Annotated in this window: 22 protein-coding genes; 4 read left to right on the forward strand and 18 right to left on the reverse strand. The window is 35.6% G+C overall.

All coding sequences use genetic code 11. From position 1 onward, the window contains the following. Positions 1-97 precede the first annotated feature (97 nt). The 7 genes from dnaB to V7122_RS01330 form a co-directional block, all read right to left on the reverse strand. A complete protein-coding gene (gene dnaB, locus V7122_RS01295; protein WP_335525564.1) occupies positions 98-1,417 on the reverse strand; it encodes a replicative DNA helicase in 1,320 nt (439 codons plus the stop codon). After that, positions 1,417-1,758, reverse strand: a complete 342-nt coding sequence (locus V7122_RS01300; RefSeq protein ID WP_335525565.1) for a replicative helicase loader/inhibitor — start codon at positions 1,756-1,758, stop codon at positions 1,417-1,419. Before V7122_RS01300 ends, dnaB begins: the two co-directional genes overlap by 1 nt. Beyond that, positions 1,751-2,500: a conserved phage C-terminal domain-containing protein gene (locus tag V7122_RS01305; RefSeq protein WP_335525566.1), complete on the reverse strand. Its 750-nt coding sequence runs from the start codon at positions 2,498-2,500 to the stop codon at positions 1,751-1,753. Before V7122_RS01305 ends, V7122_RS01300 begins: the two co-directional genes overlap by 8 nt. Before the next feature lie 459 nt (positions 2,501-2,959). Further along, a complete protein-coding gene (locus V7122_RS01310; protein ID WP_335525567.1) occupies positions 2,960-3,238 on the reverse strand; it encodes an RDD family protein in 279 nt (92 codons plus the stop codon). Positions 3,239-3,511: 273 nt separating this feature from the next. Then, positions 3,512-4,027 carry a GNAT family N-acetyltransferase gene (locus tag V7122_RS01320; RefSeq protein WP_335525568.1) on the reverse strand — a complete coding sequence of 172 codons (516 nt, stop codon included), beginning with the start codon at positions 4,025-4,027 and terminating at the stop codon, positions 3,512-3,514. A 117-nt stretch (positions 4,028-4,144) separates the two neighbouring features. Beyond that, on the reverse strand, positions 4,145-4,660 hold the full coding sequence (locus V7122_RS01325) for an ankyrin repeat domain-containing protein (RefSeq protein WP_335525569.1): 516 nt from the start codon (positions 4,658-4,660) through the stop codon (positions 4,145-4,147). A 46-nt stretch (positions 4,661-4,706) separates the two neighbouring features. Then, positions 4,707-5,309, reverse strand: a complete 603-nt coding sequence (locus V7122_RS01330; RefSeq protein WP_335525570.1) for a hypothetical protein — start codon at positions 5,307-5,309, stop codon at positions 4,707-4,709. Between the two features lie 464 nt (positions 5,310-5,773). On the opposite strand from V7122_RS01330, the gene V7122_RS01335 reads away from it, so the two are divergent. The 4 genes from V7122_RS01335 to V7122_RS01350 all read left to right on the forward strand — a co-directional run bounded on the left by V7122_RS01335 (position 5,774) and on the right by V7122_RS01350 (position 8,391). After that, positions 5,774-6,220, forward strand: coding sequence for a hypothetical protein (locus tag V7122_RS01335; protein WP_335355161.1), 447 nt, complete (start codon positions 5,774-5,776; stop codon positions 6,218-6,220). Between the two features lies 1 nt (position 6,221). Beyond that, positions 6,222-6,449, forward strand: coding sequence for a helix-turn-helix transcriptional regulator (locus V7122_RS01340; RefSeq protein ID WP_335355160.1), 228 nt, complete (start codon positions 6,222-6,224; stop codon positions 6,447-6,449). A gap of 53 nt (positions 6,450-6,502) precedes the next feature. Then, complete coding sequence (locus V7122_RS01345; RefSeq protein WP_335355159.1) at positions 6,503-7,204, forward strand: DUF4386 domain-containing protein; 702 nt, start codon at positions 6,503-6,505, stop codon at positions 7,202-7,204. A 317-nt stretch (positions 7,205-7,521) separates the two neighbouring features. Then, on the forward strand, positions 7,522-8,391 hold the full coding sequence (locus V7122_RS01350) for an NAD(P)-dependent alcohol dehydrogenase (RefSeq protein WP_335355158.1): 870 nt from the start codon (positions 7,522-7,524) through the stop codon (positions 8,389-8,391). Between the two features lie 173 nt (positions 8,392-8,564). Here V7122_RS01350 and V7122_RS01355 read toward each other — a convergent pair whose 3' ends face one another. The 11 genes from V7122_RS01355 to V7122_RS01405 all read right to left on the reverse strand — a co-directional run bounded on the left by V7122_RS01355 (position 8,565) and on the right by V7122_RS01405 (position 16,116). After that, a complete protein-coding gene (locus V7122_RS01355; RefSeq protein ID WP_335355157.1) occupies positions 8,565-9,122 on the reverse strand; it encodes a cysteine hydrolase family protein in 558 nt (185 codons plus the stop codon). Positions 9,123-9,532: 410 nt separating this feature from the next. Beyond that, positions 9,533-9,934: an acylphosphatase gene (locus V7122_RS01360; protein ID WP_335345627.1), complete on the reverse strand. Its 402-nt coding sequence runs from the start codon at positions 9,932-9,934 to the stop codon at positions 9,533-9,535. 162 nt (positions 9,935-10,096) lie between these two features. After that, positions 10,097-10,474 carry a VOC family protein gene (locus V7122_RS01365; RefSeq protein WP_335345626.1) on the reverse strand — a complete coding sequence of 126 codons (378 nt, stop codon included), beginning with the start codon at positions 10,472-10,474 and terminating at the stop codon, positions 10,097-10,099. Positions 10,475-10,698: 224 nt separating this feature from the next. Next, positions 10,699-11,229 carry a GNAT family N-acetyltransferase gene (locus V7122_RS01370; RefSeq protein ID WP_335345625.1) on the reverse strand — a complete coding sequence of 177 codons (531 nt, stop codon included), beginning with the start codon at positions 11,227-11,229 and terminating at the stop codon, positions 10,699-10,701. A gap of 349 nt (positions 11,230-11,578) precedes the next feature. Next, positions 11,579-12,301 (reverse strand): cyclase family protein, encoded by a 723-nt coding sequence (locus V7122_RS01375; RefSeq protein ID WP_335345624.1) that lies wholly within the window; start codon positions 12,299-12,301, stop codon positions 11,579-11,581. 113 nt (positions 12,302-12,414) lie between these two features. Next, on the reverse strand, positions 12,415-12,618 hold the full coding sequence (locus V7122_RS01380) for a hypothetical protein (RefSeq protein WP_335525571.1): 204 nt from the start codon (positions 12,616-12,618) through the stop codon (positions 12,415-12,417). 442 nt (positions 12,619-13,060) lie between these two features. Continuing rightward, positions 13,061-13,696 carry an FMN-dependent NADH-azoreductase gene (locus V7122_RS01385; RefSeq protein ID WP_335355635.1) on the reverse strand — a complete coding sequence of 212 codons (636 nt, stop codon included), beginning with the start codon at positions 13,694-13,696 and terminating at the stop codon, positions 13,061-13,063. Positions 13,697-13,829: 133 nt separating this feature from the next. Next, positions 13,830-13,979 carry a hypothetical protein gene (locus V7122_RS01390; protein ID WP_335355634.1) on the reverse strand — a complete coding sequence of 50 codons (150 nt, stop codon included), beginning with the start codon at positions 13,977-13,979 and terminating at the stop codon, positions 13,830-13,832. 289 nt (positions 13,980-14,268) lie between these two features. After that, positions 14,269-14,877, reverse strand: coding sequence for an ABC-2 transporter permease (locus V7122_RS01395; RefSeq protein ID WP_335525572.1), 609 nt, complete (start codon positions 14,875-14,877; stop codon positions 14,269-14,271). Further along, a complete protein-coding gene (locus tag V7122_RS01400; RefSeq protein WP_335348421.1) occupies positions 14,858-15,739 on the reverse strand; it encodes an ABC transporter ATP-binding protein in 882 nt (293 codons plus the stop codon). The genes V7122_RS01395 and V7122_RS01400 overlap by 20 nt, the downstream gene beginning before the upstream one ends. Next, positions 15,739-16,116, reverse strand: coding sequence for a GntR family transcriptional regulator (locus V7122_RS01405; protein WP_335355029.1), 378 nt, complete (start codon positions 16,114-16,116; stop codon positions 15,739-15,741). The genes V7122_RS01400 and V7122_RS01405 overlap by 1 nt, the downstream gene beginning before the upstream one ends. Positions 16,117-16,468: the final 352 nt, after the last annotated feature.

The following is a 16,468-nucleotide window of genomic DNA, read 5'->3' on the forward strand; positions in this document are numbered from 1 at the left end:
GATAAACCGTAACCTCAATTTTTTGCTTAACATCGAAAAATGATATTTCTTTACTGCTGTATCTACAAGCAGCCATTCATATTGATTTCCTTTCTAATCAAACGCCTAATCCCGTACTCCCCACCAAATCCGCAAACCGCCCATACTCCTTCACAAACGCCAGCTCCACCGTACCAATCGGACCATTCCGCTGCTTGGCCACAATAATTTCGATAATGTTCTTCTTCTCGGACTGTTTATGATAATAGTCATCGCGGTAGAGAAAGGCGATAACATCGGCATCTTGTTCGATTTGGCCGCTTTCACGCAGGTCAGAAAGCATCGGGCGTTTATCTTGCCTGCTTTCCACACCCCGGCTTAGCTGGGATAGGGCAATAACGACTACATTCAGTTCTCTAGCCATCTGCTTTAACTTCCTGCTGATTTCACTAATTTCTGCCTGCCGATTGGATTGATGCTTCGAATCTCCGACAATTAATTGTAAATAATCAATGACAACAAGGATTCTATTCTGTTCACCGTACTCCCTTCTTACCTTTCGCAGCTTTGACCAAATATAGTTGACATCCATACCCGCTTGATCAAAAATATGCAGATTCGCTTTCGATATCACCCCCATCGCATCCGAGAACCTCTCCCAATCCTCCTCATTGAAAAGCCTTCTTGGATTCCGCATTTTCATCGAACTGATATGACCTATGTTGCTTACCGCCCTTTTTAACAGCTGCTTCTTCGACATTTCTAGTGAAAAAACAAGGACAATATCGCTCTCCGAGGCATGCATGGCAATATTTAAAGCAAAAGCCGTTTTCCCGACACTCGGGCGGGCTCCAACGACAATCAAGTCTGATTCCTGAAACCCTCCTGTCAGTCGATCAAGCTTCTTAAATCCGGCTGGAATTCCAGTAATGTCACCAAGATCTTTTTCACTTTCAGTATACAAATCGATTAAAGAGGGCATGATTTCGCCGAGATCGTCATCACCGAGATGATCTTCTATCAGCATTAAGTCATGGATCCCATTGCGTAGCGTTGTCGCTATATCTTCAGATGATGCATCATTCCCAATTCTGCCCGCAATTTCGACTGCCTTCCGCTTTTGAGCATATTCTTTCACTATGTTTTCGTAATTACGGAAATTTTTCGTCGAGGGTACACGATAAGAAAGATTGTATATGTAACTGACTCCACCGACACTTTTAATATTCTCTACACCAATCTCATCCATCACGGAAATCCGATCAATCGGCTTTCCCTTTTCATCAAGACGCAGAATGGCTGCAAACAACCGCTGTAATTCTTTAAAGTAAAACTGATCAGGTCTTAATGTACACTCCTTAACTAATCCTTCCTCCAAAAAGAACGAACCGATTACCGCCTCTTCCGCATCTTGATTAAAGAGCCCGAATTCCTGCATTAGTCCTCACCCTGTCTAATTCCTAATATTTCTCGCATTTTCTTAAGCTCTCTTTCCACCACTTCCCTACTTGCTGGTTTATAATCCATGTGTAAAATGTACGTTGTATCATCACAGCCTGGGATTACCCGTGAAACAACTGCTGGTTTTCTAATCAAGTCCGAAATCTTCGGAGGATAAGGAGATTCAACCACAAAGTCAAGAAAGTTTCCCTCCAACTGATCCGCTGAATATCCTTTCAACACTTGATGCCACGAATCTACCTTTTCCTGGTTCAATTCAAACTGCTCATAATAGACCGAAATCAACGACATTAAATTAAATACTTCTCGCTTAGTCATCTAAATCAAAGTCCTCCTCCCGCCACTGTTTCTTCGGCGATTTCTGATTTAAATACGATTCAAACTTCGTTCCAAACAGCGTCTCTGGCCTAAGATATTTATTCCAAATCGGATCATTAAGCCACTCTATAGCCTTCAGATCAATCACCTTTTTAAAATCATCCAGCCTAAAGCCTTCCTTCCACCTAGCACGGATTAACTCCATCGTTCTTCTCGTTCCAGCCCTGTAAGATGCATTCGTTTTGTCGTTCAAGTATTCAATCACTTCGGAAAAAGGGATAGTATCTTTCTCTGTTGTAGTCTCTGTAGTAATCTCTGGTATTGCTTGTACCATCATGACCTCTTGTTCAGCGCAATCTGAAGTGCTGTTTGGCTCATTCTGATCAGACGGCTGCTCAATAAGAGCTTCAGCATTCCCATCCAATTCTGAAAGCTTTTCATAATCGATGCTATACCACTTCGTCTGATCCATTTTCGAACGATTAAAATTCGCAGAAATTAAATAACCCTGCTTCTCTAACGACTTAATAGTTCGCTTAATCGTACTCTCCGACCAAAACGGCAGCTGCACGTTCCATTCCTTATACGTGTTATAAATCCACTTCCGTCCCTCCATTACATGAGAACTCGAAACTAGCCAATAATGAATCTGCTGCAAAACCACCGCCTCATTCAACCCCATCTTCAAAGCCAAAGACGGAATAATCATAATCGGATTTTCATTGATTAATAGTTTGCTCATTCGTTTGCCTCCAATCCTTCTATTTTTTAAAAGCAGCTCTCAATCACCTGACCAATCTGAGATCTTCCATTTGCTCACGGCTTTCAATCTTTATATATAGAGAGTTTGGAGAAAAGGACAGGGTGAAATAAAAAAAACGCCGAATAACAAATAGAGGCTTGTTATCCAACGTTTAAGTGAATCGTGTTCATTGCATTTTGTAAATACTAAAAATTTTTTTATAGATCAGTGTATTACTTCCGTACCCGCTATCCAATCATAAACATTTTTCCTTTTTTTATTAGTAAGTGGAATTATTAAATATACTAATATTACAAGATTGACTGCATTGAGAATCACATAAATAGTAATCTCTGAGAAGTCAGTTGGAAGCATTAATCGCCATATACAGAAATGTGCAGCCTCCCAAGGGAGAAACTTGATAGCTGTTCGAAAAGCTGAGCGACCGAATCCAATTCGCTAAGCGACACCGTCAACAACACGGATGCCCATTTTCCTCTTCCCCCATGTTCCCTGCCATTTAGAACATTCACTTAATATAAAATAAAGCGAAACTGGCAGCGTCATCATAATAAAACCTGTCAGTTCAGCTGTTACTGGGGAACTTGAAAATAAGGGATTAATAGCTGAACGAAATACAAAAGAATTGGTTCCTACAACAAAAATGCCGTAAATAACGATAAGGAGATAATCCAACAGAAAAGCGTATATGCGGATTTTAAATGATGCATAAGACATAGTGATAGGCTCCTCCATTTCCGTTTCGTGAATTCCTAAAAAGCAACTCCATACTTTATATTCCGAGAAATCTCAAAATATTTATTACCACACAGAAACTTAAAAAGCAGGTGGAGTCACGGAAAAAAGGATGACAGCATTTTATTAAAATTATTTTCCCATCTATGTTTCATATAGGCTGTTATTTTGACACTTTCACCAGTAATGTAATCAACGGGAAAAAGACCGACTTTGAGTCGGTCTTTCAGTATTTCAAGATAATGTTACATTAAACTAATTCAACATAAATTTCTCTAGTTTCTTTTCCCGTTTGTTTCCAATATAACCGCCTTCTTGTACATCACCAACATACATATATCCAAGTTTTTCATAATACTCGTTAAGCTTGCTGTTTGAAGCCTGACAGTCTAACCTTACCGCTTCGACACCGTTATCAATTGCCATCTGTTCACATAAGTTGATCATTTTTATCCCAACACCTGGAACCTCTGTATCGCTAACAAGGTTGTGAATATAGTAATTTTTTGACCCATTGTTAGTCCATCGCTTATCTTCTTCGAGCAATACGACCGCACCAACAACCTTACCCATCAGTTTATCTTTCATAACGTAAAGTTGATCAGCTTTCACTTTGTATTCAAAATAGTCTCTTGGATACGATTCGAGATAATTTGTTCTATTCCACTGATTTAAATTGTTTTTATCCATCCATATAATCCGCTTTTCTATAAGTTGATATATTTCATCAACATCTTTTGTTACTGCTCTCCTAAAAGCATAGTTATCCATACTTGACTGAGTACCATCCTTTGCCATATTGTCCTATCAACAATCACCTTAAATTTATTTTAACATAAAAGGTACTAATCCTTGATTTTTCAAAATGAATCAAATTTACATTTTGTTTCAGGCAAATCCAGCATAATGACGCAATAGTTCAGCAACTTGATTATTCCCTTGTTCTATCGCTATGTCCAATGCCGTTTTTCCACCATCAACCTTTGCATGAACCGAAGCACCATGTTTAATAAGAAGACTAATCAGATCCGAGTTATTATCATGAAATGCAGCAGTATGTAAAGCTGTATGCCCATTGCTATCAAAAATATTTGTTTTCGCATTATTCTTTAATAGGAGTTCAATGACTTCTAAATTTCGTTCTCCTGCGATTGCAGCATGAAGAGCTGTATTTGAAGGAATAAACTCTATCTTAGAATGAGAAACGGCATTAATATCTACATTGTAATTTAATAGGATCTGTACGGCCTCTTTATTTCCAAAATGCGATGCAATTCCTAGTGGTGTTAATCCTTGCTCATTTTCTATATTTGATAAAGATGAGTTAGATATAAGAGCCTTTTCTAATGCAGCAATATCGTTGGATTCAATAGCTTGAAATACATCATTCACCTTTAAATTCACAATAATTCCTCCATTGTCTTTTAATATAAAATTAAATAAAAAGAATTTACTTTACTTCAATTTGTATTAATTTTTTATCCATTTTCAAACGGTCTCTTAATTCTTCTGTCATATTAAGAGAGAACTTTTGACCAGCTTTTACATCTGATAGCTGATAACCTCGTGCTGTATTAACAGTGCCATCCATTCCGATTGGTATCCAATTAGAAGAATCGATATTTAACAAATGGTCAATATAATCCCCACTAACTTTTCCTTTATCTAACCATTCTGCAGGTAAAAAATCGTGCCCCAATATCTTTTCAGATAATAAAATTTCAACTTCCCCCGCTGAAATAGTTACTTGTCCGTTTTTAGGAATAGATTCCCCATTAACCTGTAATTCATATATAAACTGATTTTGGGCGAATTCCAACATTTCTTCATCCGATAAATTCTCGATCACTTGCTTGATGGTCGTCACTAAATACTGATTACGTTCATTGAGAAAATCATTTTGTATTTGCAACGATTCTATTTCATTTGTATCCATGTCAACTTCATCTACCAAACTTTGAGCTTGCCCTTGTTTTTCGTTTTGCTCATCACTACACCCAACTAGCGAAAATAGACTTAGTGTAATTCCAGTAAATAATAATTTTTTTAGCATGTTTTAGCCCCTTTCCTATACACATCTCCTAATAGCGCACAACTCTCCTGCTTCGTTAGTTGAATAATTTCAACAAAAAGAGCGGTAATCCTTCTTGTATCAACAAACCAATTCGTTTAAGAAGTCATCATTTGTTTTTTAGAGTAAATCTATAATGTAAAAATCCTTCTATTCCAAACTAATACCAAAATTGAAACATTACTTCCGTTTCCTTTTTAAAATCTTAAGTGATTTTTCCTACTTACTCACAATGAAAGTAATTGTATACAAATTCAAACTACAAATGTTGGTTACTTGCTTATACATAAGATGAGTCACTAGGAAGACCGGATATTGCCTCAATGGAAATGTATGGTTATTTTTTCTATTTTATGTAACAAAATATTGACTTGATGTATAGTTTATATTACATTATGTTTAACAAACTTAACATGATGTAAAAATAACCATACTAGGAGGTAACTATGACGTACCAAGAAAAGAAAAGTATCTTATCGTTGATTAGTACAATTCTTATTTTTGGATTTTATTGTTTCTACATGTACCCGCAATATCCCGGCGGGGAGATGGAGTCGGCTGAGTCCTTTCGTTATTGGGGTTCCTTTGTCCTCGTCTTGACTTTGGTTTCAATCGTTGCACACATCATTATCAGCATTATATTTAACATCGTTTTTAGAATTACAACCAGAGAAAAGGAACCAAGCTTTGCGGATGAACTGGATAAATTAATTGACTTGAAAGCGTTTCGGAATGCCTTTTTCGTGTTTATCATTGGCTTTCTTATTGCAATGGGATCACTGATCATTTATCAGCCTTTACATGTAATGTTCATTATCCTGATCACTTCGGGATTCATTTCCGATTTGACCGGATCTGCTACGAGACTTTATCACTATCGGAAAGGAGTCTAATATGGGCAAAAAAAATCTTGTCGGCAATCACATCCGAAAATTACGATTCAATCATGATGAAATGACACAGCTGCAATTGGCAGACAAGGTAGGCGTTACAAGACAGACAATCGTGGCTCTCGAAAAGGGAAACTACTCCCCATCTCTAGAATTGGCTTTTCGTATTGCTCATGCCTTTAACTTACCGTTGGAAGAGGTTTTCTTTTATGAGGATGACTCAAAGCTTTAGAATTTGTTTTTGCTTTACCGTTTGTCAATTTATTAAAGGAAGGGGATAAATTAATGAATTCAAACAAAAAAGCAGCCAAAATTGTGGGGGTACTGTTTATTCTTGCAGCCGTTTCGGCGGTTGCAGGTCTTATATTATACGACCCTATCCTGAACGGTCCCGATTACTTGATAAATGGTACGGAACATGCCAATCAAGTCGTACTGGGAGCAGTTATGGAACTCATTCTTGTCGTTTCAGCCGTTGGTACTGCAATAACCATGTTTCCGATTTTAAGAAAATATAATGAAACGATCGCACTAGGGCATGTTTGTTTCAGATTTCTAGAAGCGATTATTATTACTATTGGTGTAATCAGCGTACTGTCCCTTTTGACATTAAGCCGGGAGTTTGTTGCATTAGGGTCTCCGGATACCGCATCTTTCCAAACATCAGGCATAGTATTACATGCAATCCATGACTGGACATTTTTGCTTGGCCCCAATTTCATGCTAGGAATTAATACAATGATGTACAGTTATATATTTTATAAAACCAAGCTCGTACCAAGATTTATAGCCTTTTTAGGTATGACAGGGGCAACTCTAATTTTTATTTGTGCCTTGTTCGTAATGTTCGGCGTATTTCCTCAACTTTCTGTTTGGGGTGGTATTCTGGCTATACCGGTAGCAGCGAATGAAATGATTTTAGCAGTTTGGCTTATCGTAAAAGGATTCAATCAGTCTGCACTTGCCTCATTGTTTGCAAAAAAGTAAAACGATTTGCAGGAAAGCTTGCATAGTGATTTATCAAAAATTGATCGGAATAAAATTAACTGAATTTTTGGAAATAAAGAGAAATACATTTGAGAATATTACATGTTAGAGAAGGATATTTTGGGACTTCAAATTGTCATCGTTTTGGGATCTCTCTATATGTTGAGAATTGCATTCACGATGATGAAATAATAACTAAACTAAAAAGAATCAAGGAGGTTAAATAGATGAAAGCGGCTATTTACAGTTCCTATGGTCCCCCTGAAGTACTGGAGATACAGGATGTAGAACAACCATTTATTAAGGATGACGATAGGGTGTTGATCAGAGTGCATAACGCGTCAGTCAATGTATTTGATACTCTTTACCGAAAGGGCTATTTGCCTACAAGGTTAGATAATGGTATGACAAAACCAAAAAATCACATACTGGGCATTGACGTGGCGGGGACGGTAGAAGCAATAGGTAAAAACGTGCAACGATTTAAGGTTGGCGATCATGTTTTCGGCAGTTGTTTCGGCTCCCATGCAGAATATGTCTCACCTCGTGAGAATTCCCTTAGTCTTATGCCGAAGAACTTAACTTTTGAGGAGGCAGCGGCTATACCATGTGCGGCTCAGACTGCACTGCAAGCATTGCGAGATGCAGCACAGATAAAGCATGGCCAAAGGGTTTTAATCTATGGTGCATCAGGCGGTGTCGGTCACTTTGCTGTTCAGCTTGCTAAATATTTCAAGGCCGAGGTAACGGCTGTTTGCAGCACCTCAAATCTTCAGTGGGTTAAAGAACTTGGAGCAGATTACGTTCTCGATTACACCAAGGAAGATTTCGTAAATAACGGAAAAAAGTACGATATCATTCTAGATGCGGTCGGTAAGCGAACCTTTTTCAGCTGTATGAGTTCTTTAACGCAGACGGGAGTTTATATTACAGAACACGCAATTTATCCAAAGTATCACCCCATTCAATTAATGATAGGTTCATTGATTGGTCGCAAGAAAGCAAAGGTTCATCTTACCAAACCGAATGATAGGGATATGGATTTCTTACGCAGTCTAGTGGAAGAAAAGAAATTAAGACCTGTTGTTGAAAAATGCTTTCCTTTGGATCAAATAGTAGAGGCTCACCGGCATGTCGAAATTGGGCGTACAAAGGGGAAGGTTGTTTTGGAAATCAAGACGGGCTGATTGGAATTCCAAATGTAACGAAAAATATGATTACTGCTCACTAAGGGAATTGGAATATCACGATGTCATACCTCAACTTAACAAATTGTACTAATAAAAATAACCCAATTACTTAGTAGTCGATTGGGTTATTTTACTGTTTATAGGAAATATCTCTATACCATATTTTCTATTTACCTATATGAATCATGAATAGGATGAAACAAATCTTCCATTGCATTTCTGACAACTGAAAAGTGTTCCACATTGTAATGACCATGAAGTGTTTCATTATGATGCTTGATAATTTGTTCTGCACTTAAAGCACGGCTGTCTGTTGTTGAATGTCCATCACCTACTAATGTGACATCCAAACCACTAATAGTGGCTGTTCTGACTGCACTGTCTATACAGTGTTGGGTTTTACACCCCATCATGACAACATGCTCAATCTTTTGAGATTTTAGGTGATTCAGTAGTCCTGTTCCATGAAAAGAATTCGTTGAAGTTTTATCAAAAATCTTTGAATCCGTAGGCACATTAATTTCTTCGTGAACCTGAAATCCTTTACCTTTCCCTTCAGCAACATCTAAATCCCTTACAAAGACAACTGGAACACTGGATTCTTTTGCTTTTTCAATTACTAAATTGATATTCCTAATAAGTTGATCTTTATTAAAAACTGCACTTTCTTCTTGATTTCCCTCAATTAACTCTTGTTGGGCATCAATAATTAACAATGTTTGATTCAAATGATTTTCCCCTTTCAATTGTGGGGAAACGCTAATTTAAATTTATTTAGACGTGTTCCCCTTAGAATTATTCACGCCAATATATTTTTTGTTTGCCATAATATCTACCCCCTAAATTAAATATTGCCTATTTTTTGTCTGAATCTTCAGACGGTTAAATCATAACACAATATCTTTCAAAATAATACTTTAATAATTGTGCTGTGTATTTAATAAGTTCATTTCAGTAAACTGCCCTTTCCTTTAGTCAAAAAAGACAGCCATAGTGACGATCTCATTGTTGTGTTAACGTACCCTTTAGCCTTCCATGAATCAGAAATCCACCACAGAGAATGAAAGATAATTATGTTCTTTAATAGTAGTTTAATAAGGACAGAGCCCAAGAAAATCTTTTGCATACACTTACTTATTTATCTTACTATTGTTAAGTCTTCCCTATTCTCACTAATAGGAATGTTTATGACATCACATTTCTTTACAGATGCACGTTTCAAAGACTTCATGGATGTTATTAGTAATTCTACTTTCGTTTCTTCCCCCTGCAGTTCTGCTTCTACACTTCCATCTTCTAAATTTTTTACCCACCCTGTTAAGTTCAATCTTTGAGCCATAGTAAATAATTCCAAACGGAATCCTACTTTTTGAACTCTCCCAGAAAAGATAACTTTTTTTCTTACTATATTGCTTGAATCAAATTCGGGAATATTAATACTATTGGCATGCCAAATAACGTAAGCATCTCTTAATCTTTTAAATGCATTCATTCTTTTTATCCCCTTTTTTAAAGTATTATGATAAATTTCTTTCTTCAACTAACCACCCAATTCGTATTATATGGTCACCAAATGGCCGCTAGTTCTTCCTTCATTAACCTGCACCGGTTACTTTAAGTAAAAAATGCGCTCCTCGTTATTGAAAAGCATTGCACCCGATAGTAAAACAAGAAAAGTTGCTAACCAAAACCTTAAAATAATTTATTGGCAAACTCCCAAAGGATTATCGTCAGGATCATAGAAAGTAAAAAATTTAGTCGTTCCTTCTCCACTAATTAGATTTACTTTTACATTCTTCTCAAGTAAAAATTTATAAGTTTCTTCTATATCGTGAGGAATAAAATTATAATATTTCCCTACACCGAAATTATTATCTGGAAACTTCATTGGTTTATGATTTAGAGTTTTAACAAGACATACTACTGTTTGAGATTGTTCTCCAATCTTCATTACAGCAGCTTCTTTTTCAATGTAAATTAATTTAAACCCAAGAATCTCTTCATACCATTTTGCCGACAATTCAGGGTCTTTAACGGGAATAAATACTCCTTCCATACCTATTAAAATTGGTTTTGTCATATTATTTATCTCCTTATGGGTTCTTATTATTTTCACAATTCGGTAAATAATATGAAAAACCTTCATTGAATTTCTTAATTACAGGAATGCTGCTCGTTATTTTAAGTACAAACCTTCGTAAGTTACTGTCAAGCTGTTGCGGCACTAACATATAAAAAGTTGACTCTAGGAGCCCGTAAATGCGCACATGAGTCAACTTTTCATATCAAAGCTATAAATCTTGTCTATTTAACAAACTTATACATTAAAACATCGTCTACATATTCATCATCGCGAAACTTAAACTCTCTTACTTTGCGCCCTTCCTCGACAAACCCTAGCTTTTTATATAGCTCTATGGCTCTTGAATTCGTGGAGAACGTCCCTAATGAAACTTTTTCGATCACTGGATGCTGCGCTACCCATGAGAGGATCTCATTGATCAAAAGCTTACCGATCCCCTTATTTCGATAGTCTTTCTGAAGCATGATGGCGATGGATCCTGTGTGATGCATCCTTTGTCTCTCTTGTGACTGAAACACGATCCAACCTACTACTCTTCCATTCATTTCTGCAACAAACATCGTTTCTCTTTCATGCTCAATGATCTTTGTGATCCATTCTTTATGCTCTTCCACCGTCTTATTGAACTCTTCTGAAACCGCTATAAAATAGTCCTTTTCATTAATGACCTCACGGTGAATATCAAGGATGGCTTCAGCATCTTCTATTCGAACCGTCCGAATCATAGCTTTGTCGTCTTGTTTTGATGACATGCTTTTCCCCCTCTATCTTTATAATAAAAAAAGAGCCTCTTTACTTTAAATACTTTTTCTTCAAATTCCAACTATATTTTAACATAAAAATCCAGTTATCTTTGTGTCTGTTCATTCACTGTATGACCCTTAACACAAAGAAAGAGCGCAATTGTTACTACAGATAAAAATTCACTCATTCTTGCACGATAATCGGTTCTGGAACTAATCTACTTAGTCAATACAACAAGAAAAAGCTGCCAATTGGCAGCTCTGTTTCCCTAAACCCGCAAGCTATCTGCAGATTGTGTCCCAAGAATAAACTATTATTTGAACGATCAGACAAAAACCTTACCTAGTTTCTACGTGATTATGGCAAAATCGCGAAAGAACGTACTGGAAATCCAGATGCCTTTTCGGGCTTTGGACTAATATTGAAGATGACCGCCCCTTTTGCTGGTACTTTATCCAAGTTTGTTAATAATTCCACTTGAAACGTATCTTGCTCCAGCACATAGTATTCGCCAATGAGTGATCCATTTTTGCGGACATCGATCGCTGCATCTGTATCAAACGTTTCATGTCCAACAGCCTTAATCTGTCTTTCTTCAAATAAAAACTTTAAGGCTTCAATTCCCCAACCAGGGCTGTGGCTATTTCCCTCTTCATCTTTATTTTCGAATGCCTCCTTGTTCGGCCAGCGATGACTCCAGTCTGTACGCAAGGCGACAAATGTACCTGCTTCTATTCTTCCATGCTCTGCTTCAAAGTTTAGGATGTCCTCTACAGATAAGATAAAGTCATGATTTTCTTCTGTTTCCTTCGACTTATCAATTACAACAAGAGGCAGAACTAGTTCCTTTAACTCTAACTCATCCAAGAAACGCTTGTTGCGAACGAAATGAATGGGTGCATCAATATGTGTTCCATATTGTCCGGGAAAATTAAAACGTTGTGCAAAAAAGCCATCATCATGAGTGAAAAGTGTTTTAAACTCCGCATCTTCAAAAGCTGCAAAATGAGGAGAATCCGGGCCAAACGTATGTGTGAGATCCACCCATTCCTTACTTTGCAAAACTTCAATCGCCTTCACTAATGCTTATCTATCAAAATTTCACCAATAGCCAATAATTTAGAAAGAAAAATATTCACACAATAAGAAAAGAAGTCAACTCGCCGACTTCTTTATCATTCCTTATTTTTACCTTATGAAGGTGTTACAATGGCTGCCGGGGAAGTACCTATTTCAGGCTCATCATCTTCATCGCTGAATTTTGCCTGCAATTCAAGGTTTGCTGTTGTTTCCTCAGTACTTCCTTTTGTTGTGCCATGGACCTTACCATCTTCGAGCTGTTCAATGATTTTCATTTCTGCCTCAGCAACCTCATTAGCTGATTTTCGCTCGTTCACCATAATCATCTCCATGTTTAATTATTAATCTGTATAATCCCCAATAAAAACTTTTTAATCTCTTTATTTAAATAAGCATTTCTTACCAAACTTATTACTTTAAATATTTACAGTGTTAAAGCATCGGACCTTCATCATCTCATAAATATTTCAACATAAATATTCAGTTTTCTTTAAAGTGTGTTATTCAACTAAATGGCCTTAAATGGCAAAAGCACTTTCCTTATTACAGAAAAGCGCCCTTTTCATGAATACTTGAGTTCAAGATAATATTAATAACGTTCTTAGAATTGCCCACGTTTATTGAGTAGTTAATTGGGGGGAGTAACAAAGTTTTATGAATGACCTTGGATAAAAAGGCTAACTCACAAGAGATATTCTCAAATCTTTGAAAATAGACACTTTGAATTAGCCTCAAGTCATTAGATTTACTCGCAATTAATTAAAAAGTATGAGCTAAGTCCTTTGCACGAGCAATTCCATTTTCTTTGATTTCTTGTGCTTTATCCGGCATAGCATTATGTCCTTCTATAAATAAACCATCAAAAGAAGGGACACCAAAGAAATTCATGATTACACTTAAGAAGCGATGACCCATTTCTACACCAGCAGCTGGACCTTCTGAATAAACACCTCCACGGGCTTGAATATGAAGTGCTTTTTTATCTGTTAATAGACCAACTGGACCTTGTTCGGTATATTTAAAAGTTTTCCCTGCAACTGCAATAGAGTCAATATACGCTTTCATTACTGGTGGGAATGAAAAATTCCATAAAGGCGTCACAAATACATATTTATCTCCTGACATAAACTGTTCACTCAGTTCATTAAGACGCCCCACTTTTTCTTTTTCTTCTGCTGAAAGCTCTTCGAATCCTTTACCAGATTGAAGTTTTCCCCATCCACTGAAAACATCCGTATCAATATGAGGGATATTCTCTTTATATAAATCAATGTGAATGACTTCATCATTCGGATTTACTTCTTTGTATGTATCAATAAATGCTTTTCCTGCAGCCATACTGAAAGATTGTGTTTCATCATTTGGATGAGCTGTAATGTATAATACTTTGGCCATCTTATTCACCTTCTGTTTTATTATTTACAGTTTTTTTAACTTAAAATTTTTTCAGCCTACACTATGTAAAGCTTTCTAAGCTATAAAATCTAAGAATTTGTCAGTTATACAAATCCCTATAAAAAATTATTCGTTATTTATTCACATCAAAAAAATAAGGGTTACCACCCATGTTCAGTCGCATTTCATCTGTAATTTGAAACGATTCATTTGAATTAAGCTCATTATTTGCGCCATAGTCAAGCTGAAAACTTCCGTCATAATGATTAGGTTTTTGTTCCATCTTTTTCACCTCCAATCATTTTATTATCTTCTCTCTCCATATAATTGATACATCAACTGTTTACTTTTATTGATACTAATAAGCCCTTCCTAAATATAAAAAGCCAAATTTCTCAGCGATGTATTTGAGAAATTTGGCTTTAGTTACTTCATAAAAGCGCCCTTTTGTTGAAGATCATTGCATACTAAAAGATAGTTTTTAAAAATATTATTAGATGACAGTCATTCTAAGAAATGTTCCACCTTGATTTCTCGCTCCTATAATTCCAAATCCCCTTTTAACAAACTCTCTAAAATACTTTTCTACTATAAATACGGATGGATAGCATCCAAGAAAAAATATAAAGAAGTACAACTGATAGTATTACACCTAAATACAATAGAGAATTATCAAAAGACAGAACCCATTGAATGACCTCTCTTAATCGATCATTGATATCAGGTATAAAACTATTGACAATAATTAAATAAAGGGCAAACACAACAATAGAGGCAATCATCAAATATTGACTTTTAAATAGGTAAGAAAATGGAAAAGCAAATGAAATAAACACCGTAACAATACCTGTTATAAGCAATAATTGTTCCCATTGAATGATTTCTCTATGAATGACGAAATGACCAATAAAAATAGTAACTAAAGTCAAGAAAGTGAAAACGCATGCACCTATATACTTGGAACTAACAATTTCTTTTCGAGTATAAGGTAAAGAATTCAATAAGAGATGGCTGGAGGATTTTTCATCCATTGAAAAACTTTGCATGATGATGGCGATACAAAATATAATACCCACCCAGATAGTAGAAGTACTTAAAAATAAATATATAAATAATATAGGTAAAAGAATTAATAATGTATTTTTCTGTAAAATAATATCTTTACGAATGAGATTGAACATAGTTATCTTTTCCTTTCTTTGTATATAGCATAATATCTTCTAGTGTTGGTTTCTCCAAAATGACCGTATCACCAAAGATACTTTCTGTACGTTGTTTATTTATCGTTAATGCTTCAAATCCATGATTGGATTTACGGACACCTATAAATTCTTGTTCTGTATCACGATCTAATAGATTTATATTTCCTTTCACAAGTGCATAGTCTTCTTCGATTTTATAATACTCTTTTGTAAAAATATGTTGTCCATCATGGATAAAAGTAATATAATCCGCGATTCGTTCTAAGTCTGTCGTAATATGAGTAGAAAAGAAAATCGTTCTTTCACCATCCTGCATGAGATCGTGAAGGATATCTAACAGTTCTCTACGAAATATTGGATCTAATCCCGACGTTGGTTCATCCATAATAATTAACTCAGCATCGTGGGATAACGCAATGGTTAAGGAAGCCTTCATCATCATACCTTTAGAAAAAGTTTTCAATGTTTTCTTTAATGGTAGTTCAAACCGATCTACATAATGATTGAATATAGAATCGTCCCATTTTTTATAAATTGGTCTTATTATATTTTTCATTTCTAATAAGGTAAGATTCTCATAAAAAACATTATGATCGAACACAAAGCCAATTCGTTGTTTTATTTCTTTTTCATGCATTTTATAATTCAAACCAAAAAGTGAAACCTCTCCACTACCCGGTTGTAATAAATTCATAATCAACTTAATCGTTGTGGATTTTCCTACTCCATTACCACCAATAAACCCTGTAACAAAGCCTTTCTTCACTGAGATTGATAAGTCTTTCAGTTCAAATCCTTTGAAAGCCTTATTTACATGTTGTAGCTCAATTACGTTTTCCATCATACTTCCTCCTTATATAACATTGTAAGTAATTCTTTTAATTCAGCTAACTCTACTCCTATTTCTTTACTATTTTGAATTGCAGCCATTAACTGTTCTTCAATGACTTTCATTTTTCGTTCAAGAATCATTTCATTATTTTGTTCAGATACAAATGATCCTTTTCCAACGATTGAGAATATAAAACCATTTTTCTCAAGCTCTTCATACGCCCGTTTTGTTGTGATTACACTTATATCTAGGTCTTTAGCTAACTGACGCATAGATGGTAAAGCCGCCCCTGCTTTCAGTTCATTCGTCAAAATTTGTTTCTTAACTTGCACATAAATCTGCTCATAAATTGGTTCTTTTGAAATATTGGATATTATTATTTGCATACAAATACCTCTTTTTAAAATAATGTATATACATTTTATATACATTATATACAAAGTGTGTATAATTTACAATATTTTCTTCCCATACAATTTTCGCCTATTTGATTTTCTCGCAATCACTTTCCACCCATTATTCCTAATAGCTTCACAAGCAAAACAATCTCTTCCCCTTCAAACCCTCATCCTTATTGGTAACCATAAAAAAACCCCTACTCCATTCAGAAGTAGAGGTTTGTAAATATATTTTATTTTGATTATTATTCTTAAAAATTCTTTTCATTTACAACACTGATAAATGTGATATAAATATTTGAAATTTTTTTCTAACTCCGTCTAGAAATTTTTTACACGA

It is taken from the genome of Bacillus sp. JJ1532 (genome assembly GCF_036965085.1).
In the GTDB taxonomy this organism is placed as follows: Bacteria; Bacillota; Bacilli; order Bacillales; family Cytobacillaceae; genus Cytobacillus.